We start from the raw sequence: 20,888 nt of genomic DNA, 5'->3' as shown, positions 1-20,888 counted from the left end.
AGACGAGGTAGACTCATGCCTTGGGATCTGGGGCGGTTCTGGAACACACTCACCTACTATGAGGCCCTGCCTTTGGCGGAGGTGTGGCGTTGGGTTCAGAATGGGTTCCAGGCCGTGGAGGATGATTTTGTGCCACCTTCTCTTTCCGAGCCGGTCGCTATCCAGATAGGGGTGGTGGGGGAAGGTTTGCCTGACGGGTTGGCGGAGGCCCTGCGGCAGCAGGGCGTGGAGGTGAGCCATACGCCAGATTGGGCGACAGCAACCGTGATCCTAGGTTTGGGGGATCCACCAACGGCCAAGGCTTATCTGGAGCAATTGCGCAGCAGTGGGCAAACGGAGCGGATGCTGTTCGACTTTCGCCGGCCCAACCCGGATTTGCATCGGTTTTGGGGCATTTTGGACGATGTGGTGATGGGCGGGGCGAGCCAAAGCCAACTGCTCTGGGGAAAGGAGGAGCTGCTGTTCGCAGGCCAGGTTTCCACGGCCAACTTTGGGGGGTTTGTTTCCACGCGCACCCGCAATTGGCAGCCGCCGCTGGACTTGTCGGGGTTTGCCGGTCTGGAGCTGCGCCTGCGAGGGGATGGGCAGCGGTATAAGGTCTTACTGCGGGATCAAGGCGGCTGGGACAGCCCCGCCTACGGCTATGCGTTCGACACTGCGCCGGGAGAAGAGCAGACCGTTCAGATCCCCTTTGCGGAGATGGTTGCCACGTTCCGCGCCCGCCGGGTTTCTGCTCCCCCTCTCAATAGTCGCCAGATCTACTCGCTGCAACTGATGCTAAGCAAGTTCGAGGCCGATGGCAGCCCAAACCCCCGCTTCCGGCCTGGGCCCTTTCAGCTGGCCGTGCGCTGGATTGGGCTGTATCGTCGGGAGCCTCTGCCGCAATTGATCGGGGTGGCGCGGGGATCCCTTGCCCCGGAGTGGATAGCTGCCCTGCAGGGTAGCTCCAGCCGTTGGTGTGGGGTGGAGATTCCGGCGGAGATGGAGGGATCCGCTCTGGCAGCCCAGTTGCTGCGGCTGATGCGGTCGCCTCAAAATGTGGGCCGGGTGGTGTCTTCAGAAGCTTTCCATGCCTAGCTTTCTGGGCCGCCTCAAGGGATCCCTGGGGATGGGGCTTTTGGCCGGCCTGTGGCTGTGGGTAGGTCAGGGGATCCCCTACCTGTTCGACTGGGATGAGCTGATCTACGCCAGCTTGGCGCGGCAGATGCTGGCCAGCGGGGATCCTTTCTCGTTGGCCATCAACGGGGAGCCTTTTTTCGAGAAGCCCCCTCTCTTTTTTTGGCTGCAGACCCTGTCCATGGCTGTTTTAGGGATGAACGAAGGGGCAGCGCGCTTGCCCAATGCTTTTGCTGGCGGGATCACGGTGGCGCTGCTGGTGGGGTGGGGATCCCATCTGCGTGGGGTGGGGTTTGGCTGCCTGTGGGGGATCCTACTGCTGACGGGCTACCTGCCCTTGTTTTTTTACAAAACTGGTCTCATCGACCCGCTACTCAACCTGGGCATGGGTGTGGGGCTGGGATCCCTTTGGGCCGCCGAGGAGGCCTGGCGGGCCGGGTACTCTGGACGCAGGTGGAGAGCGGTGGGGGCGCTGGCCCTGGGCTTGGCGGTGTTGGCCAAAGGGCCAGTGGGGTTGGTGTTGCCGCTGCTCATCTGGGTTGGCTACAAGGTCTGGCACCGGGATCCCCAGACCGGCTGGGGAGACACTCTGGCTTTTCTGGGCTTGGCGGCGGCTATTCCCCTCACTTGGCTGGCGCTGGAAGGGGTGCAACGGGGGCCGCAATGGGTGGAAGAGTTTGGGCGCTACCAATGGCGCATCCTCACCAGCTCAGATGGGCATCCCGGCCCGGTTTATTTTCATCTGTTGGCCTTTGCCCTGGGGTGCTTTCCCTGGGGTTCTTTGGCTTTGGCCGAGATCCTGCAGCCCATCCCCAGGAGCGTGGGCTCGGTGGATTTGACTCGGCGGGCAGAATCTCTGCTGTTGGTGGCTTTTGGGGTGGTGCTGGCCCTGTTTTCGCTGCTGGTGCAAACCAAGCTGGTTCACTACACCTCGCTGCTGTACCCCATTGGGGCCTACTTTGCTGCCCTGCGCTTGCAGCGCCTGGTTGCTGAGAAAAGAGGGCCCAGTTTTTGGGAAAGTGCCTGGATCCTGCTCAGTGGCTTGTTTTGGCTGGCCCTGTGGCTATTGCTGCCTTGGCTGGGATTCCAGGATCCCGCTGGGCTAGTCCAAGCATGGGTCTTTGCCGGCATCCCTGACGACTTTTCCAGCAGCTTGGTGCTGGGATACCTGCAGGCTGAGGTGGAGTGGCCGGTGTTGACCTACGTCCCCGCCGCGATCCTGCTGCTGGGAATTCTCCTTTGGAGTCGAGGACGGCGGCGGGCTTGGGGCTGGACAGTTTTGCTCTTGGCCACGGGACTGAGCGCCCAACTGGCCTGGTGCTGGGTCTTCCCCCGCCTGCTGCAACACACCCAGGGAGGAGCCGTCCACTTTTTCCGGCAGTTTGCCACTTCCGAAAACAACGCCCAGCCGGCTCTCTCTGGAACGGTGGGCCTGTACGGCTTTCGCTCTTTTGTACCCTATTTTTATGGCCCGCTGCAGGTTCCCTACGCCGCCAGCCCAGAAGAGCTGGCCGACTGGCAAGCCCAGGGGCAGGCGCCCGACTACCTGGTTACCTGGGATCCCTTTGTAGCTGAACTTACAGCTCCCGAGGGCGAACAGGCAGCCATTCTGGGATCTTGGCGGGTCGTCGAGCGCCGCAGTCCCTTTTGGCTGTTGAAAAAAACCTCTTCTCCTCCCTAGGCCCCAGATGAGCCAGTACGTGCTGCGCATCAGCGATATTCCTGCCCAAGATCGTCCCCGCGAGCGGCTGCTCAGCCAAGGGGCAAGGCACCTCTCCCACGCCGAGCTGCTGGCCATCTTGCTCAACACTGGCCAGGGGCCAGGCAAACTCTCAGCAGTCGGCCTAGCCCAGTTGCTCCTGAAAAAGTTAGAAGCCCAAGGGGATCCCTTGGCCCAGTTGCGCCAGGTGGAAGCCGGAGAGCTGATCCAGATCGAAGGCATTGGCCCGGCCAAGGCAGCCACAGTGTTGGCCGCCATCGAGCTGGGACGACGGGTGTTTTTGAGTCGTCCGCCAGACCGGACAGCCATTGAGTCGCCAGAACAAGCGGCTATGGCTCTGAGTGGTGACTTGATGTGGGAATCTCAAGAGCACTTTGCCGTCTTGCACTTGGATGTCAAGCACCGTCTGCTCAGCCAGCAGATTGTAACCCGGGGCACCGCCACCGAAACCCTGTCTCATCCGCGGGAAACCTTCCGCAGCGCCATCAAGCAAGGAGCCAGCCGCATCCTGGTGGCCCACAACCACCCTTCCGGCAGCTTGGATCCCAGCCCAGAAGATCTTGCCCTTACCCGGCAACTCTTGCAGGCGGGGCAGCTGCTGCAGATCCCGGTTTTGGACCACCTCATCTTGGGCGGCGGACAGTTCCTCAGCTTGCGCCAGCGCACCAACCTTTGGCAGGAGTTTCCCCAGCCGGAGTAGTCTTCACCCCCAGCCTTTCTCCCAGAGAGAGAGAGTAGAATCAAGGCAACGGACAGGTTCGCCGTCTTTGGGTTGGCCGCGCCCAAGGGATCCCTGTGTGTGGGCTCTCAAGAATTGGGCAGCGGCTCAAAGCGCATTCCCACCTTGAGCTGGCCGCCATTGACCAGGTCCCAAGCGGACTGTTCTTTTTTGCCAGGCAGCTGCGCCCGCCGGATCAACAGGGATCCCTCTCCGGTGGCTACATAGACTCCTTCTCCCCTGTCCAATCCCACCACCTCGCCAGGGCTGCCTTGGGGGAGATCGCCAGGGGGTGGGTGCAACTGAGGAGAGGCAGAGCGGACAATTTTGATCCGCTGCCCCCTCAAACTGGTGAAACAGTCGGGAGAAAAGGCGCGGATTTGGTTGTGCAAGGCCTGGGCAGGGCGCTGCCAGTCGAGGTGAAAGTCTTGTTTTTTGAGCAAAGGGGCGTAGGTTGCCCGGGATCCATCCTGAGGAATAGGGGTGAGTTCCCCTTTCTCCAATTTCAAGAGCGTTTCCACCAAGAGTTCTGCCCCCAGTTGAGCCAGTTGGAGTGCCAATTCTAGGCTGGTTTGCTCTGGCCCAATGGGTAGCTTGGCCTGGAGCAGGATGGCTCCTGTATCCATTCCCTCATCCATGAGCATCGTGGTTACGCCGGTCTCGGTTTCGCCGTTGGCAATAGCCCACTGGATGGGGGCAGCGCCACGATAGGCGGGCAGGAGGGATCCATGCACATTCACACAGCCCAGCTTGGGCATCTGCAACACCGTCAGGGGCAAGATCTGGCCGTAGGCCACCACCACAAACACATCGGCAGCCAGCGCCTCCAGAGCCGCCAGCACTTGGGGATCCCGCCGCAGGCGGACAGGCTGCCACACCGGGATCCCGTGGGCTTGAGCCAACACTTTGGTAGCGGGCGGGAGCACCTTTTGCCCTCGCCCCTGGGGCCGATCCGGCTGGCAGACCAATCCCACCACTTCAAAGGGGGACTGCGGCTGCAACAGGATCCGCAGCGAAGGCAGAGCAAACTCTGGCGTGCCGAAAAAAACAACCCGCATGCCAACCCCGACGAGCACTGTTCTTCAGTCTAGGACGGCAGGGGAAGGGGGTGGCGGCTCGGCAACCCTTTCCTTCTCGGCGATGGGAGAGCGCCCGGTCAAGGGCACTTGGGGGGCCTGCCAAAAGGCGGGCTGTTTGAGATCGAACTCCTGGCTCCAGGCCGGGAAAAAGGAGCCCAGTTTTTGCCCGGAAAGCCGCAGCCTTTGCAAGAAAGTCCATTCCAGACGGGTTAAGGCTCGCCGCAGAAAATCCTTAGCCCAAGCCGGATCCGGAGCTTCTGCCGCCTGCAAGTTCACCTGCAAGAGGCCCAGCTTGGGATGGAAATGAACCCGTGCTTGGATCCCTTCTGGACGCAACAGGTAATTCAGTACCTGCTGGATGGCTACCCCATCCCCCCGCTGAGCGCGATACAGAGGGCTGTTGGGGTTGGGCTGGGGCTGATAGCGCCACTCGCGGTGCCATTCCGGGATCCCTTCATTGGCCAGAAAGCCAAACAGCTCCACCTGACGCTGCCTGTGGGTCAGCGCCATTTGCTCCAAGGCCGGCGAGAGGCTCTCCAGCAAAGCATTCGGCTCAGGCAAGGGATCCCCCTCTAGGCGCAGCAACAGGCGGTGGCCGGAAAGCCGCGCTTGTACCTGGAGATGGCCCAACCCCAGGGATCCCAGGGCTTTTTGCAGATCGGCCAAGATAGCGGGCAGAGGAGCCTGGACATCCAAAGAATCGCTCACCGACAAAAGATCTCCAACAAGCCCTAACCCAACCTAGCCAATTTCCTAGGTTGCTTGGATCCCTGGGATCGTCGGCCAAGATGGGCAGATCCATTCACCTCAGTTGCTAGACCCCCAGGATCAGGCGAGCTGCAGCGAACTGAGTTAACCTCAGCAACGGCTACAGCCCATAGAAATCCGGCCCGGATCCCTCGTAGCTGGGGTTGACCCGCAAGTTTAAGTGGGGACAGATGATCTCGCAGGTGCGGCACTGGATGCAGTTTTCCAAAGACATGGCATGGGAGCGGATGCCATTTTGGTCGCGGATGTGGTGTACCTCGGCTGTGCAGTCGGCCACGCAGGGGGTGGGGCGATTCAGCTTGTCGTAGGCGGCGATGCACCGGCGGCAGGTTTCGGCGTCGAACTCCAGGATGTGACGGTTACCCTCGGGGTAGCGGGGATCCGCGAAAAAAACCGCATCGGGCCGCGAGAAATAGCCCGGTCGAGAGGCCAATTCCTGGGGAGCCAAGGTTGTGGGGGCCACAAAATCCGCTTGAATGGCAGCGTGGGGGGCCACATAGCCTCGCGGGGGTGGCTCGCTGGGGCTGACCCGCCCGGTGAGCAGGGTGTAGGCGCGCAGAGTTTCTCGTCCGCGGCGAACGGGATCCTGTAAACCCCAGCGCAGGGATCCCAGCCAGGGATGGCCGGCATCGACGCTGCGGCACACCTGAGGCAAGTATTCTTCCAGCAGGCGGGAGTTTTCCAAAAAAGCCTCGCGGAAGTAGCGGCTGCGGTAGAGGTTTTGCCCCACTGCACTTTCCATCACCGCCCTTTGGTAGTCGGCCTGGATGCGCAGATCCCCTTTCAAGAAGCCATCGTGAATGAGGCCCGCCGCCAGATAGCCGGTTTCCATCGCGTTATCCACCCCGGCCAAGCTGCCCACATCCAACACCCCCAGCGCATCCCCCAACAGCAGGACTCCCTCAACGCCAAACCGGGTGGGCAGGCTGTGGTAGCCCCCTTCGGGAATCACGGCAGCCCCGTACTTGAGCAACTTGCCGCCGGCAATCAGGGACTGGATCCAGGGGTGAGCTTTGAACTCCTGCAGACGCTGCTGGGGGTTAAGGTTGGGGTTCTTGCTGTCTAGGCCGATGATCAGACCTAAGGCCAGGCGATTGTCTTTGAGGCCATAGACAAAGCCCCCGCTGAAGCTGCCATCCAAAACCGGGTAGCCCAAGGTATGCCACACCTGCCCCTGCAGGGACTGGGGGATCTGCCACACCTCTTTGACCCCCACCGACCACAATTGCGGGTTGGGGCGCAGTTGAAACTTCTCGATGAGATCTTTGGAAATGAAGCCTTTGTCGCCAAAGCAGGTGAGTTCGGCAAAGATGCAATCTTCGTAAACTTGGCCAGAATCGCTTGCCCGTACCCCGATCACCCGCTCCCCGTCGTAGAGGATTTCATGGGCGGCAAAGCCAGGGAACACATCCAGGGTAACGTTCGGGATCCCTTTGGCTTTTTCCTGCAGGGTTTCGGCCAGCCAACGGATGACGTGGCTGAGGGTGAGAATGAACTGCCCCTGCTTGCGAAATCCGGGTGGGATCACCGCTTCCGGCAGATCCCAGCGCTGTTGGGATCCCAGCACGCTCAGATGATTGGCTTCCACCCGCCCTTCATGGGGAAATCCTTGGCTTTCAAAATCGGGGAAGAGCTTGGCGATCACCTGAGGATTGCAGATGGCGCCACTGACGATGTGACCGCCGAATTGGCGGGCTTTTTCCAAAATGGCGATGGAGATTCTTAGCCCGGATAGCTTGGCCAAATCCAAAAGGCGATGGGCCAAGATCAAGTTGGAGGAACTCCCCCCCACCAACAGAAGGTCGTAGCGGATGGCTTCACTCATAGTCCCCCACACGGTAGCTCTGGATACCCTGCCTGTATCCTAAAAAGGGGAAGGGGAAAGGGGGCAAAACTTTAGACCTTCTCAAGCCTCTGGTTGAGCCGCCAGCAAAATGATTGTCATTGGCTTAATGTCGGGCACCTCTGTAGACGGGATCGATGTAGCCATCGTCGGCATCGAGGGCGACGATTCCCTACAGTGGGAGTTGATACATTTCCAAACAATCCCCTATTCCCCGACGCTGCGGGCGGAGATTTTGCGGGCTGCGGATCCCAAAACCGGCACGGTAGATCGCATCTGCGCCTTGAACTTTCGTTTGGGCCGAGCTTTTGCCGAAGCGGCCTTGCAAGGGATCCAGGCGGCCCATCTTACCCCCCAACAGATCGATCTCATCGGCAGCCATGGCCAAACCCTTTGGCATAACCCCAGTGGGCCAGAAGCTTCGACTTTGCAAATCGGTGAAGCTGCGGTGATTGCCGAGCTGACCGGGATCCCGGTGGTGAGCAATTTTCGGGCGCGGGACATGGCGGCAGGAGGTCAAGGCGCACCTTTGGTAGCTTTTGTGGATTGGCTGCTGTTGAGGCATCCCCACCTTCATCGTGTGGCCCAAAACATCGGCGGCATTGCCAACCTCACCTATCTCCCCAGCCTCTGCAGTGGGGGATCCCCCTTGGCCTTCGACACTGGCCCCGGCAACATTTTGATCGATCTGGCGGTGATGCGGGCCAGCCAAGGACAACAAGCCTTTGATCGCGATGGAAAATGGGCTGCCCAAGGCCAAGTCCACTGGGAAAAAGTTGCAGAATGGATGCGGGATCCCTATTTTCAAAAGGCACCGCCCAAAACCACTGGCCGAGAGTATTTTGGATCCCTTTATTTGGAGCAAATTTGGACCCAATTTATATCCGCCCACGACTGTATTGCCACCCTCACAGGGTTTACGGCCTGCTCCATTGCCCAAGCCTATAGGGACTTTTTGCCCGCGACCCCAGATCAAGTTATTCTCAGCGGTGGCGGCACCCAAAACCCTGTTCTCATGCAACTGCTGCAGGAGCAACTGCCGACCACAACCCTGTTGACTTCCGACCAAGTGGGGATCCCTTCTAAGACCAAAGAGGCCCTTGCCTTCGCGGTATTGGCCTATAAAACCTGGCAAGGTAAGACCAACAATTTACCGGAAGCAACTGGGGCAAGACATGCTGCCATCTTGGGCCAAATCACACCCTCTTGTCGTAACCAGTCCTAACTCATCCGTATCGTTATCTCCAACAAGCTTGAGCCATTCCTCATACTCCCGAGGAAAGAGAAATGTCCGGAATTGCGGCGGAGCCTCTGCCGAATCCAGATCTCGCTAGGATGTCACGCAAGGCTGAGAAAAGCGATAAAGTTACCTTGCCAAGATCTATCAAGATCTATAAATCAAAAGCCCTAGTTCTTATGAAGGATCGTCCTCTGCCTCCACTTCTGCTGGCAATCATGATTTTTAATTTCTTCATTCTCTTTGGCTGTAGTGTTGTCCGGCATCACCTGTTTCAGTCTGGAGGATATGATCTTGGCATCTTCGACCAATCCATCTATCTAATCAGTCGGGGAGAGGTTCCGTTTTCGACCATTCGAGGGATCCACATCTTGGGAGACCACGCAGCCTTTATTCTCTATCCCATCAGCTTTTTGTACCGCATTGTCCCCTCGGTCTATTGGCTGTTTGGGCTCCAATCCCTGGCGTTAACCTTGGGAGCATTGGCTATTTATCACCTTGCACTTCAGGCCAAGGTCGATCCCAGCCAAGCAATGGTGATTGCCGGGGCCTATCTTCTCTACCCGGCCATTTTTAACGCCAACCTTTTTGATTTTCATCCAGAGGTCATAGCTGTTCCTCTTTTCTTGGCGGCTGTGCTCTGCATTCGCTCTGGAAAATTGAGGGGGTTCCTTCTCTGTTTGAGCGGCATTCTTGGCTGTAAGGCGGTGTTATCTCTCAATGTTGTTGCTCTGGGAGTCTGGCTGTTGTTTTGGGAAAAAGGACGAATTCAAGAACGCTGGCAACAGCGCTGCCAAGTGGGCGGCTGGACGGCAATTGCAGCAGGATCAGCTTGGTTTGGGATAGCCACTTTTGGGGTCATTCCTCACTTCAGCGGCAGCGAGCCGGCAGCCGTTTCTCATTACGACTATCTAGGGAATTCTGTTGCGGAAATTGTTCAAGGTTTAATCTTGAGACCGATGCTGGTTTTGAGCAAAGTCTTCTCTCTGGACACCCTGTTTTATGGATTTTTATTGGTTGCGCCTTTGGCTTGGGGCCTCTCTTGGCGACACTGGGATCCCTGGATCCCTGCCCTGCCTACCCTGGGCTTGAATATACTCTCCAGCAATCCTGCCTATCGGGATCTGGTACATCAATACGCTTTGCCTATCGTTCCTTTCTTGTTCTTGGCCGTCATCGAGAATGTGAAAAACCATCCCTTGCAGAGCCATTTTATAAAAGATAGAAAATTGCCCCTGATCTGGTCTGCGCTGGCCTTTTTGGCCTTGGGGAAATACACCTTTTTTGGCTCAATTTATCTCAGCTCCCTGGACACTTGGCAGGCAACCCGACAGGCTCTTGCCCAGATCACCACCCAAGGGGGCGTCCTCACCACCCACGAGATCAGCCCTCACCTCACCCATCGACTTGTAATCTACTTTACAGATGAGAGACGCTTCAATGGATCCCCGCCCTCTCAGTGGGATCCCTTTGATTATGTGTTGCTCAACACCCGTCATCCGGGGTGGCGCAGCAGTCCAGAGTTTTCCCGTGTCCTGATTGAAGCTTTACAGAAGGAAACTCAATTCCAGCTTCTGTACCACCAAGATGGGGTGTATTTGTTCTCTAGGTTACGAAAAGACCTCTAAGAATCGCATAAGAATCGCAATTCTAAGGACTGCAGACTACTTTATTGGCACTTGATCTAATTGACTTAAACCAAGTCTTCTTCTCGTTGCAACAAATGATTAAGAAACTGCTGCTTCAGTCTAAAGAAATTGTTTACACTTGCAAGGCTTAATCTGAGCTTAGTCTTCTCTTAACTTCAAGCCACTAACTTTGTAGTGCCTATCCTCATGCGCAAATAGAGTAGCGCAGGGGTTAGGTGCTGTTTTATAAGACTCGCCAAGTTTCTAAACAAAACTTGTCAAGACAAGAGGAGAAGTCAACGTGAGTATCCATTCGCATGGCCCTAAGCTTCGTCCTGGGGACGAGCCTATGTGTAACCACTCTTCCAACCCCACCTTCAGCAGCATCCTGGAGAGCCGTTTGCAGCGGCGTCAAGTGTTGCAGGGGGGAATTGCTGCGGCGGTGGCCACCTTTTTTGGCTTGCCTGCGCTGGACGGTGCTTCCAAATCGGCAAAAGCCGCCAGTGGCAGTGCTTTGCTGGGCTTCAAGGCAATTCCTGTGAGCGCGGAAGACAAACTGGTGGTGCCCGAAGGCTACACTGCCCGACCGCTGCTGGCTTGGGGTACTCCCATCACCGGCACCTATCCACAGTTCAAGCTGGAAAACACCGGTGCCGAGCAGGGAATGCAGGTGGGCAGCCACCACGATGGCATGCACTTCTTCCCCATCGAAGGGAAGGATCCCTGGCAGGGCAGCTCCACCGAGGGTTTGCTGGTGTTTAACCACGAGTACGTTGAGCCTCGGTTTATGCATGCTGCGGCTGTGGGCCAAAAGCTGGATTCCGACCTGTATCCCACCAATCCTGACGGCACCCGCGATCCCGATCAGGTGCTGAAAGAGCTGAATGGCCACGGGGTGAGCATTGTCCACATCAAGCAGCAGGGAGACGGCAGTTGGGAAGTGGTGCGGGATCGCCTCAACCGCCGCATCACCGGTCTTACCCTCATGGAGATCCACGGCCCGGTGCGGGGATCCGACTTCGTGAAAACCAAGTTCAGCCCTGAAGGCACAATGACCCGGGGTACTTTGAACAACTGCGCCCACGGCGTCACTCCCTGGAATACCTACCTCACCTGTGAGGAGAACTGGGCTGGCTACTTCAGCAACACCAGCAAAGGCCCCGACCAAAAGCCCAACCTGCCCCGGGAGCACAAGCGCTACGGCGTGAGCACCGAGACTTCTCGCTACGGCTGGGAGCTGGCCAGCAACAAGGCAGACGAGTTCATCCGCTTCAATGCCACCCCCACCGCTGCGGATGCCACTCAAGACTACCGCAATGAGCCCAACACTTTTGGCTGGGTGGTGGAGATCGATCCCTTTGATCCCAGCAGCACTCCCAAGAAGCGCACCGCTCTGGGCCGCTTCGCCCACGAAGGCGTGGTGTTCCAGCCGCCGGTGGAAGGCCAGCCGATTGTGGCCTACATGGGGGATGATGCCCGCTTTGAGTACATCTACAAGTACGTCTCTGCCGAGCCCTACCGCAAGGAAACGGCGGGTGGACATCTGTTGGACAATGGCACCCTGTATGTGGCCAAGTTCAACGAAGATGGCACGGGCGAGTGGCTGCCGCTGGTGTTTGGGAAAAACGGCCTGACCCCGGAAAACGGCTTCACCAGCCAAGCAGACGTGTTGGTGAATACCCGCACGGCGGCGGATTTTGTCGGCGCCACCAAGATGGATCGGCCCGAGTGGGGAGCGGTGGATCCGCAAACCCGCATGGTCTACTTCACCCTGACCAACAACAGCCGTCGGGAACAAGACCAGGTGAACGCTGCCAACCCCCGTCCCAAAAACAAGTGGGGCCACATCATCCGCTGGAAGGAAGCCAACGACCGGCCTCAAGCCACCCGCTTTGAGTGGGATCTCTTTGTCTTGGCCGGGCCGCCGGAAGATAGCCGCAAGCTATCGGGCCAGCCCCTCAATGAAGACAACATCTTCAACTCTCCCGATGGTCTGTGGTTCGATGCCAGCCGTCGCCTCTGGATCCAGACCGACACCAGCGAAAGCAATCTCAACAAAGAGGAGTTTGCGCCTTTTGGCAACAACCAAATGTTGGCTGCCGATCCGGATACAGGGGAAATTCGCCGCTTTTTAACCGGGCCGATTGGGCAGGAGATCACCGGTGTGGTCACCACTCCCGATCAGCGCACCATGTTCATCAACGTGCAGCACCCAGGCGCCAGCACCAGCGAGGACGACTTTGCTGCCGGCAAGGTCGATTCCCGCTGGCCAGACTACGACCCCAATCTCTACCCCCGCTCGGCGGTGGTGGTGATCACCAAAAATGACGGCGGGATCATCGGCACTTAATCGGCGCTGAATCCTCATTATCAACCGCATCACGCAATCAGGCGGCAGGGATCCTTCATCTCTGCCGCTTTCTTGCACTTAACCCAGCAAGGCTGATCCCTGCAGGGTCAGGAATCTGGAGCTATCTCTCAAGTACCAATTCTCCCTCTGGGAGACGAGCCGGGGGTGAGGGAAATTAATCCCACAGGTTTAAATCCGTCACTGCCCCCAGGCTGCTGCTGGAGACCAGCTTGGCGTACTTGGCTAGGGTGCCCCGTTTGTAGCGAGGCTCAGGAGGAGACCAGCGGGCGCGGCGGCGGGCCAGCTCTTCTTCGCTCACATGCAAGTGCAACTGGCGAGCCGGGGCATCAATGGTGATGAGATCCCCTTCCTCCACCAGGGCAATCGTGCCCCCCACATAGGCTTCGGGAGCCACATGGCCCACCACCATGCCGTAGGTGCCGCCGGAGAAGCGGCCATCGGTGATCAGGCCAACGCTATCCCCCAAGCCGGCGCCGATGATGGCCGAAGTGGGCGAGAGCATCTCCCGCATGCCGGGGCCACCTTTGGGGCCTTCGTAGCGGATCACCACCACATCCCCTGCTCGGATCTGGCCGGAGAGGATGGCCTGCAGGCAGGACTCCTCTGAATCGAAGACCCGCGCCGGCCCGGTAATTTTCGGGTTCTTGACGCCGGTAATCTTGGCTACTGCTCCTTCGGGAGCCAGATTCCCCTTGAGGATGGCCAGATGCCCTTGGGGATACAGGGGGCTGTGCCAAGGGCGGATCACCTCCTGATCCGGGCTAGGCTCGTCCGGCACATCCCGCAGGACTTCGACGATGGTCTGGCCGGAGATGGTGAGGCAGTCCCCGTGCAGCAGGCCGTGGTTGAGCAGCATTTTCATCACCTGGGGGATCCCGCCGGCTCGGTGCAGATCGGTGGCCACAAACCGTCCTGAAGGCTTGAGATCGCAGAGGACAGGCACGCGAGCACGAATGGTCTCGAAATCATCTAGCGTCAGGGGCACTTCTGCCGCATGGGCAATGGCCAGAAAGTGGAGCACGGCGTTGGTGGATCCCCCTACGGCCATGATCACCGAGATGGCATTTTCAATGCTTTTGCGGGTGATGATATCTCGCGGGCGGATGTTGGCTTTGATGGCCTCTGCCAAGACCTTGGCCGATTGGGCGGCACTTTCGGCTTTCTCTTCGTCTTCTGCAGCCATGGTGGAGGAGTAGGGCAGACTCATCCCCATAGCCTCAAACGCGCTGGACATGGTGTTGGCCGTGTACATGCCGCCGCAGGATCCGGCACCGGGACAGGCATGGCGCTCCACCGCCAGCAGCTCTTCCTCGGAGATGCGCCCGGCACTGAACTCCCCTACGGCTTCAAAAGCGCTCACGATGGTGAGGTCGCGGCCATTGTAGTGACCCGGCTTGATGGTGCCGCCGTAGACGAAGATCGAGGGCACATTGAGGCGGGCCATGGCAATCATCGCCCCCGGCATATTCTTGTCGCAGCCGCCGATGGCCAAGAGGCCATCCATGCTCTGGCCGTTGACCACCGTCTCGATGGAATCGGCAATCACTTCCCGCGACACCAGGGAGTATTTCATCCCCTCCGTGCCCATCGAGATGCCGTCGCTAATGGTGATGGTGCCGAACACCTGGGGCATACAGCCCGCCGTTCTCAAAGCCGCCTCCGCCCGCTCCGCCAGAGTTTGGATCCCGATGTTGCAGGGGGTGAGGGTGCTGTGGGCGTTGGCAATGCCGACGATGGGCTTGCCGAAATCTTCGTCGCGAAAGCCCACGGCTCTGAGCATGGCGCGGTTGGGGGAGCGCTGTACCCCTTGGGTGACCACTTGGCTGCGCAGTGGGAGCGGAGAATTGGCCATCATTGCCAGAGGGAATCGAGAGGAAGTGGGCAAGGAAGAAAACGGCTAGAACTCATCCTACCGCCTCTCTTCGGGGGAACACTAGCTCTGCCGGCAAGAGGGATCCAAACCAAATCTGAAGCAACTCTGTAAGTTGTCTGCACCTGCGCCAGGAATCGGCCAGCCTACCTAATAGAAGGGATCCCAGGTTCCAATCGCGTTAGCGAGACCGAGTCAAGACATGGGGGCCAGGGATCCTGGGTGTTGGTGTTTCCCCTTCGTGTTGGCGAAGCCTCGTATGGTTCTCAGCTCTCCCCTCCCCTCGCCTGCAGTGCCCAGCAGTGCCGACCGCGTTAGCGGGACGGAGTCCTCACGGGAGATGTTGCGGGATGTGCTCACCCTCTCCCGTCATGTTTTACAGCAGTTTGGCAGTTTTACGGCAGAGGCCCAAGACTTCAGCGCCCTGATGAACCGCATTGCCCTGGCCGGCAAGATGATCGCCCGGCGGCTGAGTCAGGCAGGACTGATCGAAGGGGCGCTGGGGGTTACCGGCAGCCTCAATGTCCAAGGGGAAGAACAGCAACAGATGGATGACTATGCCAACCGGGCCTTCATTCGCGCTTTGGAGCAAACGGGCCTGGTGTGTCGGCTGGTCTCGGAAGAGATGAAAACCCCGGCTCGCCTGCCGGAAAACTGCTCCCTCAGCCGCCTGGCCCTGATGATCGATCCCCTGGATGGATCCTCCAACATTGACGCCAACCTCAGCGTCGGCTCCATCTTCTCCGTCCTTCACCCTCTTGAGGATCGCCCGGAAGCGGACAACCAAGACCTGCTGCAACCGGGCCGTCGCCAACTGGCTGCGGGATATATTCTCTACGGCCCCAGCACCCAACTGGTCTATTCCGTCGGCAAGGGGGTACACGGTTTTACGTTGGATCCCAGCTTGGGGGAATTTATCCTCTCCCGCAGCGACATCCGCATTCCTGAACGCGGCTCCGTCTACAGCCTCAACGAGGGCTATTTTTGCCAGTGGAGCGAAGGGATCCAGAACTATGTCCGGTATGTTCACCGCCGCGATGGCTACATCTCCCGTTACAGCGGCGCTCTGGTGGCGGATTTTCACCGCATTCTCCTGCAGGGCGGAGTTTACCTCTATCCCGGCACCCAGAAAAAACCGGAGGGCAAGCTGCGCCTGATGTACGAGGCCAACCCCCTGGCTTTTCTGGCCGAGCAGGCGGGCGGGGCGGCCACCACTGGCACCGAGGCCATCCTAGACATCGTCCCCCAATCTCTCCACCAACGGGTGCCCCTTATCATCGGCAGCCGCGAGAACGTGGAAGAAGTGCTGCGCTGCCTAGAGGGTTCTCTGGTGCCCTAGGTTCTTCCCAATCCTTCTCTTTGAGCCAAGCTGGCCTATGGTAACCCTGGCAGAAAACCCCCTTCGCGTTGGTCTCAACCAAGAACGCACCCCGGATCCCTGCATTGTGGTGCAGTTTGGCGCTTCTGGGGATCTGGCCGCCCGCAAGCTGATCCCGGCCTACTACCGGCTGTTTGGGCAGCGGCGGCTGCCGCCGGAGTTTACTTTGGTGGGGGTGGCCCGCCGCGATTGGACTCACGAGGTTTATCGGGAAAAGATGCGGGCTGCCGTGCAGGAGTTTGCCCCCCAAGACTTGGGGCCGGAGGCCCTCTGGCAGGACTTCGCCAGCCGCCTGTTCTATTGCCGCCTGGATATCGGGGATCCAGAAGGCTATCTTCGCCTGAAGCAACTGCTCAGCCAGTTGGATGAGGAGCGGGGCACCCGTGGCCACCGGGTGTTCTATCTGGCGGTGGCGCCGGACTTTTATGCTCAGGCCATCCAACAGTTGGGGGCAGCCGGTATGGTGGCCGATCCGACCAAAACGCGGGTGGTGATCGAAAAGCCCTTCGGCCACGATCTCACCTCGGCCCAGGAGCTCAACCGCATCCTGCAGCGGATTTGCCAGGAAGAGCAGGTCTACCGCATCGATCATTACTTGGGCAAAGAGACGGTGCAGAATTTGCTGGTCTTCCGCTTTGCCAACGCCATTTTTGAGCCCCTCTGGAACCGCAACTACATCGACCATGTGCAGATCACCGTAGCGGAAACCGTGGGGGTGGAGGATCGAGCCGGCTACTACGATGCTGCCGGCGCCCTGCGGGACATGGTGCAGAACCACCTGATGCAGGTCTATTGCCTCACAGCCATGGAGCCGCCCGTCTCTTTGCGCAGCGATGGGGTGCGCAACGAAAAAACCAAGGTGCTGCAGGCCACCCGCCTAGCCGATACCCGCAATGTGGCAGCCGCAGCGGTGCGGGCGCAGTACGGCCCTGGCTGGATCGCCGGCAAGCCGGTGCTGGGCTATCGGCAGGAGCCCAATGTCAATCCCCAGTCCAAAACCCCCACCTACGTCGCTCTGAGACTGGAGTGTGACACCTGGCGGTGGAAGGGGGTGCCCTTCTACTTGCGCACTGGGAAACGCCTGCCCAAGAAGGTTTCGGAGGTGGCCATTCACTTTAAGCAGGTGCCCCTTTCCCTGTTCCAATCGGCAGCTCGGGAGGTGAGTCCCAACATCCTGGTACTGCGCATCCAACCCAATGAGGGCATCTCGTTGCGCTTTGAGGCCAAGATGCCGGGGCCAGAGATCCGCACCCGCTCGGTGGATATGGATTTCCGCTATGGGACTGCCTTTGGAGCGAGTACACCGGATGCTTATGATCGCCTGCTCCTGGATTGTCTGTTGGGAGATCCAACGCTGTTTACCCGTGCCGATGAGGTTGAAGCGGCCTGGCGGGTGGTGACGCCGGTGTTATCGGCCTGGGAGTCTGAGCCCGGCAGCGGCAATGGCGGCGGTGCTGCACCGCCTCTGTTCACCTATGAGGCCGGCACTTGGGGGCCAAAGGCTGCCGAAGATCTGCTCACCCAATCGGGGCGGCGGTGGCGGCGCCTCTGATTTGGCTGCTCTCGGCTGGTAAACCATGGCCTATCCACCTCTGTGTAAGCCGGGGCACCCTCAGCAACAGGCAGAAGAGCATGAGCAGCTCAAGAGCCCTTTCAAATGGCCGCTGCAGAAGAGAACACCAAGACGTAGGGATCCCCGGCTGTTGCAGCTAACATGGGCATGGCCTGTTTATCGCGTGGGTATCATGCCGCCACTGTTATTTCGGTTATCCATCCGGCCCTGGCAAGCCTTGTCGGTGGGCCTGGCAGTTGTGTTGGGGATGGGAGGGTGGAGCTCTGCCCAGGCCCAGGTGTTGCTGCACATCCCTTTGCCCAATGGGGGCTTGATGCAGGCCCAAGCGCTGCAACTGGCCACCGACTCGCTGCGGTTAGCCCAGTTTGGCCAGACGGAAGAAGCGCTGCGCCGCCTGCAACTGGCCGTGGCCATGGTGCCCAACTCCTCAGAGCTGCTCTATGTTTTGGGCAACGTCCACCTAGAACTGGGGGACTTGGAGCAGGCGATTGCCTCGTTGCAGAAGGCCCGCGCCCTGTCTCCTCAAGATGGGGCTGTTCTCTACTCGCTGGGATCGGCTTATTTGCGGCAGGGCAGCTACTTTGCCGCTGCTGAAACCCTGGAACGAGCTGTGGCCCTGCAACCGGATAACCCCAACGCTCGCTTCCAACTGGGCAATGCCTACCTCATGCTGGATCGGTGGGATGCGGCCCGGCAGGAATATGAGAAGACCTTGGAGTTGGATTCCGCCTATTGGCCGGCCATGAACAACATTGGCTTGGTGGACTATGAGCAGGGGGATCTCGACGCCGCCATCGATCGCTGGGAACGCACGATAGAGATGAACAATGCCGTAGCAGAGCCCTATTTGGCCCTGGCGACTGCCCTCTACATTCGGGGAGAAACCGAACGAGCTGAGGAACTGGGGGCAAAGGCCATGCGCTTGGATCCCAACTATGCCCGCCTGCAGGTGTTGCGGGAGAATCTGTGGCGGGAAAACCTGCTGCGGGATGTGCAGATCCTCCTGCGTACCAGACCTGTTGCAGAAGCTCTGCAGCAAGCCGCCATCGAGCAGTTCAACCGGCGGATGGGCCTTTCGGAATAGGCTCAGGAATTGACAGTGGGAACTTCCGCAGGGGATCCCTTGAGAACTCGTGCCTGAAACTTGGCCCGAATCCGCTCGGCAATCCCGGCACTGTTCAAGCCTAGTTCTGCCAAGGATTCCTCGGGGGTGGCGTGCTCCACCCACACATCCGGCACCCCCAAGCGCAACAAGGGCACTGCCAGGTCGGCGTCGAGCAGGGCTTCGGCCACTGCCGAGCCAAACCCACCCATGAGGCAACCTTCTTCCACCGTCACCACCAAGCGGCTCTGTTCGGCCAAAGGCAGGATCAGCTCAGTATCCAAAGGCTTGGCGAAGCGGGCATTGACCACTGTGGCTGAGATACCGTGTTCTTTCAAGATCTCCGCCGCCTGCAGGCTGGGATGCACCATCGACCCATAGGCCAGGATCAACACCTCGCCACCGCTGCGCAGCACCTCGGCTTTGCCGATGGGCAGGGGTTCCCACCCCTCTTCTGCCAGAGGCACCCCTACACCCGATCCGCGCGGGTAACGCATGGCGATGGGGCCCTTGGTGTACTGGATCCCGGTCACCACCATGCGCTGCAGCTCTGCTTCATCTTTGGGAGCCATCAGCACCATTTCCGGAATGCAGCGCAGATAGGCGATGTCGTACATGCCTTGGTGGGTGGGGCCATCGGCTCCCACAACTCCCGCCCGATCCAAGCAGAAGAAGACCGGCAACTTTTGGATGCAGACATCGTGGATGATTTGGTCGTAGGCTCGCTGCAGAAAGGTGGAGTAAATGGCTACCACCGGGCGCATCCCCTCACAGGCCATGCCGGCGGCCAACGTCACAGCGTGCTGCTCGGCGATCCCCACATCCACAAACTGATCTGGCAGCTTTTCCTTCAGTTTGTCCAGGCCGGTGCCTGTGTCCATGGCAGCGGTGATGCCGATGATGCGGGGATCCCGCTCGGCCAGCTTGCAGAGGGCATGGCCAAAGACCTTGCTGTAGCTGGGGGGCTTGGGCTTGGTGGGCGGGTAGGGCTTGCCGGTGGCCAGGTCGAAGCGGGATTGGGCATGATACCCCACCTGTTCCGCTTCGGCAGGCGGGTAGCCCTTGCCTTTGACGGTGGCCACATGCACCAGTACCGGGCCGGAGATGCCGTGGGCCAACTCAAAGGCATCCAACAACTCCGCCAGGTTGTGCCCGTCCACCGGCCCCACGTAGGTAAAGCCCAGCTCCTCAAAGATAATGCCGGCTTTGTTGTTTTGCACAGCGGTAACCAGCTTCACCGTTTCCTTGAGGCGGTCAATTTCTGGGCTGAGGCTGGATCCCAGTAGGGGCAGGTTCTTCAGTTGCTCTTCTAGGCTGTCGGCCAAAAACTGCACCGGCGGGCTGAGGCGCAGGCGGTTTAAATAGCGAGGGATCGCCCCCACATTGGGGGAAATAGACATGCCGTTGTCGTTGAGCACCACCATTAGGTTGGTCTTGGGCAGGTGCCCGGCGTGGTTGATGGCTTCATAGGCCATGCCTCCGGTCAGGGCACCATCCCCAATGATGGCCACCACCTTGAAGTTGTCTCCCCGCCGATCCCGAGCGATGGCCATGCCCAAAGCTGCCGAGATGCTGGTGGAAGCGTGCCCCGCCCCAAAGTGATCGAAGCGGCTCTCGCTGCGCTTCAGGTAGCCGGAAATCCCCCCCTTCTGGCGCAATGTGTGGAAATTGTGGTACCTGCCGGTGAGCATTTTGTGGGCATAAGCCTGGTGCCCCACATCCCAGATCACCTTGTCTCGATCCAGATCGAGGGTCTTGTAGAGGGCCAAGGTCAGCTCCACCACCCCCAGCCCTGGCCCCAGATGACAGCCGACCGGGGAATTGGCAGCCGTCTGCAGATGTTTGTCGCGAATCTGGCGGGCTAGGCTGCGCAACTGGCTCAGGTTCAGGTTTCGGAGCTGGTTGGGATGAGTGATGTCACTCAGGTGCATAATGGACTCGTCCTTCCGGTGTGATCTCACTCTAATTCATTTTCAGGAGGGGTTTTGTAGCCCTCCCTCTCAAAACTTCAAGGAATGCAGGGATCCCCTCAATGCTGGGCCAAGGGCAGTGAGATCGTAAACTACCCGCACTCATGTTGATGCAAAGCGCTCCGCGCCCCTAAAGCGAAAGAGTGCGGGCTTTCAGTAGCCCTGAGCCTGTTATGCTCTCCCAGAGAACAAAACAAACTCGAACCTCTGGGCTGGTTTACGGCAGCCCCCAAAAGCGCAATTACGTTTGCACCATTCCAGTCCGCATCCCCTTCCCATCCACAGTGCCCACACTTAAACTGCTTCCCACTGCGATAGGATTGCGCAGGGTCGGGATGGATGTGCAAACACTTGTGACAGGTCTGCGAGGTATAAGCAGGCGGAACAAGGATCAGAGAAACCCCTGCAACTCTCGCCTTGTATTCCAGAAACTGCCTCAGTTGGTAGAACGCCCAACTGTTGGCCCTGCGCCGCTCGGCTTTGCTGCGGGGTTGTTGGTTGATACGCTCCCGTAT

At 59.1% G+C, this 20,888-nt stretch carries 15 protein-coding genes; 9 read left to right on the top strand and 6 right to left on the bottom strand.

Going from position 1 to position 20,888, the window contains the following annotated elements:
* Window positions 1-15 precede the first annotated feature (15 nt).
* Genes NW849_RS00540 through radC form a run of 3 tightly spaced genes read left to right on the top strand, consistent with a single transcriptional unit; the run spans window position 16 to window position 3,536 of the window.
* Window positions 16-1,077 (top strand): CIA30 family protein, encoded by a 1,062-nt coding sequence (locus NW849_RS00540; RefSeq protein WP_414355463.1) that lies wholly within the window; start codon window positions 16-18, stop codon window positions 1,075-1,077.
* Window positions 1,070-2,797, top strand: coding sequence for an ArnT family glycosyltransferase (locus tag NW849_RS00535; RefSeq protein ID WP_414355462.1), 1,728 nt, complete (start codon window positions 1,070-1,072; stop codon window positions 2,795-2,797). Before NW849_RS00540 ends, NW849_RS00535 begins: the two co-directional genes overlap by 8 nt.
* 7 nt (window positions 2,798-2,804) lie before the next feature.
* Window positions 2,805-3,536: a RadC family protein gene (radC, locus tag NW849_RS00530; protein ID WP_414355461.1), complete on the top strand. Its 732-nt coding sequence runs from the start codon at window positions 2,805-2,807 to the stop codon at window positions 3,534-3,536.
* A gap of 107 nt (window positions 3,537-3,643) precedes the next feature.
* Here the strand turns inward: radC and fmt are convergent, their stop codons facing one another.
* From fmt to NW849_RS00515, 3 genes are all read right to left on the bottom strand, one after another.
* The gene (gene fmt, locus NW849_RS00525) at window positions 3,644-4,612 is read right to left on the bottom strand and encodes a methionyl-tRNA formyltransferase (RefSeq protein ID WP_414355460.1); all 969 of its coding nucleotides are present in this window, start codon (window positions 4,610-4,612) and stop codon (window positions 3,644-3,646) included.
* 24 nt (window positions 4,613-4,636) lie between these two features.
* Window positions 4,637-5,341, bottom strand: coding sequence for a hypothetical protein (locus NW849_RS00520; RefSeq protein ID WP_414355459.1), 705 nt, complete (start codon window positions 5,339-5,341; stop codon window positions 4,637-4,639).
* Between the two features lie 160 nt (window positions 5,342-5,501).
* Window positions 5,502-7,226 (bottom strand): electron transfer flavoprotein, encoded by a 1,725-nt coding sequence (locus NW849_RS00515; RefSeq protein ID WP_414355458.1) that lies wholly within the window; start codon window positions 7,224-7,226, stop codon window positions 5,502-5,504.
* 109 nt (window positions 7,227-7,335) lie between these two features.
* On the opposite strand from NW849_RS00515, the gene NW849_RS00510 reads away from it, so the two are divergent.
* The 3 genes from NW849_RS00510 (at window position 7,336) to NW849_RS00500 (ending at window position 12,459) form a co-directional block, all read left to right on the top strand.
* The gene (locus NW849_RS00510) at window positions 7,336-8,469 is read left to right on the top strand and encodes an anhydro-N-acetylmuramic acid kinase (RefSeq protein WP_414355457.1); all 1,134 of its coding nucleotides are present in this window, start codon (window positions 7,336-7,338) and stop codon (window positions 8,467-8,469) included.
* A 191-nt stretch (window positions 8,470-8,660) separates the two neighbouring features.
* Entirely contained in the window at window positions 8,661-10,109 is a 1,449-nt protein-coding gene (locus NW849_RS00505; RefSeq protein WP_414355456.1) for a DUF2079 domain-containing protein, read from the top strand.
* A 349-nt stretch (window positions 10,110-10,458) separates the two neighbouring features.
* A complete protein-coding gene (locus tag NW849_RS00500; protein ID WP_414355455.1) occupies window positions 10,459-12,459 on the top strand; it encodes a PhoX family protein in 2,001 nt (666 codons plus the stop codon).
* A gap of 175 nt (window positions 12,460-12,634) precedes the next feature.
* On the opposite strand, the gene ilvD is transcribed toward NW849_RS00500, so the two are convergent.
* A complete protein-coding gene (gene ilvD, locus NW849_RS00495) occupies window positions 12,635-14,332 on the bottom strand; it encodes a dihydroxy-acid dehydratase (protein WP_414355454.1) in 1,698 nt (565 codons plus the stop codon).
* A 358-nt stretch (window positions 14,333-14,690) separates the two neighbouring features.
* On the opposite strand from ilvD, the gene fbp reads away from it, so the two are divergent.
* The 3 genes from fbp to NW849_RS00480 all read left to right on the top strand — a co-directional run bounded on the left by fbp (window position 14,691) and on the right by NW849_RS00480 (window position 18,385).
* A complete protein-coding gene (gene fbp, locus NW849_RS00490; protein ID WP_011433573.1) occupies window positions 14,691-15,689 on the top strand; it encodes a class 1 fructose-bisphosphatase in 999 nt (332 codons plus the stop codon).
* A gap of 37 nt (window positions 15,690-15,726) precedes the next feature.
* Window positions 15,727-17,280 carry a glucose-6-phosphate dehydrogenase gene (gene zwf, locus NW849_RS00485; protein WP_414355453.1) on the top strand — a complete coding sequence of 518 codons (1,554 nt, stop codon included), beginning with the start codon at window positions 15,727-15,729 and terminating at the stop codon, window positions 17,278-17,280.
* 193 nt (window positions 17,281-17,473) lie between these two features.
* Window positions 17,474-18,385 (top strand): tetratricopeptide repeat protein, encoded by a 912-nt coding sequence (locus NW849_RS00480; RefSeq protein WP_414355452.1) that lies wholly within the window; start codon window positions 17,474-17,476, stop codon window positions 18,383-18,385.
* 2 nt (window positions 18,386-18,387) lie between these two features.
* Here NW849_RS00480 and dxs read toward each other — a convergent pair whose 3' ends face one another.
* Both dxs and NW849_RS00470 read right to left on the bottom strand, forming a co-directional pair.
* Window positions 18,388-20,334 (bottom strand): 1-deoxy-D-xylulose-5-phosphate synthase, encoded by a 1,947-nt coding sequence (gene dxs, locus NW849_RS00475; protein WP_414355451.1) that lies wholly within the window; start codon window positions 20,332-20,334, stop codon window positions 18,388-18,390.
* 131 nt (window positions 20,335-20,465) lie between these two features.
* Window positions 20,466-20,888: zinc ribbon domain-containing protein (locus NW849_RS00470; RefSeq protein ID WP_414355449.1), on the bottom strand; the 423-nt coding region annotated here is incomplete at its 5' end.

It is taken from the genome of Synechococcus sp. R55.3 (genome assembly GCF_047461975.1).
Classification (GTDB): Bacteria; Cyanobacteriota; Cyanobacteriia; order Thermostichales; family Thermostichaceae; genus Thermostichus.
Note: the sequence above shows the minus strand (reverse complement) of the source record. Positions and strands in the feature narration are given on the sequence as shown.